Here is a 680-nt window from a genome sequence, read left to right as displayed (position 1 = left end):
GAGCTGCACATTGAAAGCTATGAGAAGATGATCCTTGCAAGTGCCAAAGACAATGAAGTCTGTCGGCGTCTCATGAAGGTCGCGGGCATTGGCCCATTTGCTGCCACCGCGCTCGCGGCGTCTGTCGACCATCCACAACAGTTCGCTTCGGCAAGGCATTTCGCTGCCTGGCTGGGATTAGTACCGAAGCAACACTCGACCGGGGGTAAGGAGCGTTTGGGCGGTATCAGCAAGCGCGGCGACGGCTACATTCGTAAGTTGCTGATACATGGCGCCCGAGCGGCCGTTCATCGCGTCCGCATTCATCAGGTCACCAATGCCTGGATAACAGAGCTGCTCAGCAGGCGTCCCTTCAATGTCGTGACGGTGGCGCTTGCTCACAAAACTGCACGGATCGCTTGGGCGATCATGGCCAATGGTGAAGAGTACCGCGCGCAGGTATAAATCCAGTTTGGTTCCGTTTGCGAGGGCAAAAACAGAGTGATGGCAACCGGTCGGACCGGGGTCGGCTAAGCCCGTTGGACCTATCGAGCTTCAGAGCTCGCCAACGTAATTGGGCGCCGATCCGCGGATCTCATCAAGGCTCGTAGCATCGCCATAAAGCCGGATAGATAGCTGCAAACGATCGCTAGCCGGAACAAAGCAAATGGCCTTGCAAAGCGGGGACCGTCCATAGATAG

The 680-nt window shown here is 56.8% G+C and carries 1 protein-coding gene; it reads left to right on the top strand.

Annotated features, from left to right (window positions below; genetic code table 11):
- A partial coding sequence (locus tag IVA91_RS14900; RefSeq protein ID WP_247458881.1) for an IS110 family transposase occupies nucleotides 1-444 on the top strand: 444 nt, incomplete at its 5' end.
- Between the last annotated feature and the right edge of the window lie 236 nt (nucleotides 445-680).

It is taken from the genome of Bradyrhizobium sp. 153 (genome assembly GCF_023073835.1).
Classification (GTDB): Bacteria; Pseudomonadota; Alphaproteobacteria; order Rhizobiales; family Xanthobacteraceae; genus Bradyrhizobium.
This window is presented reverse-complemented; position numbering and strand designations above follow the sequence as displayed.